This is a genomic window from Virgibacillus sp. GM2-2, from assembly GCF_055329585.1.
Genome location: NZ_JBUZWC010000054.1, coordinates 1 through 277 on the forward strand (window position 1 = coordinate 1; position 277 = coordinate 277).

The 277-nt window shown below is 62.1% G+C and carries 1 protein-coding gene; it reads right to left on the reverse strand.

All coding sequences use genetic code 11. From position 1 onward, the window contains the following. The coding region (locus tag ACY9Z2_RS18950) for a hypothetical protein (protein ID WP_463611236.1) at positions 1 to 227 on the reverse strand (227 nt) is incomplete at its 3' end. Positions 228 to 277 lie beyond the last annotated feature (50 nt).

Genomic DNA, 277 nt, shown 5'->3' on the forward strand with positions numbered 1-277 from the left:
GGGACGCAGGGAGCATGTTGATCGGGCTGGTTGTTGGCACTCTCTCGTTGCGAACCTGTTTCGACGGGACGGGAAAGACCCTGCTCGTCGCCCCGATGGTCCTGTGGACCATTCCCCTCTTCGATACGCTCACCGCCATCCTTCGTCGCCACCTCACAGGGCGAAGCATCTTCTCCGGTGATCGCGAACACCTTCATCATCGGCTGTTCGATCGCCTTCAGAGCCATCGGCGAGTCTTGGCATGGCTGACCGTTCTCTGCGCGGCCACCGCGTCGGC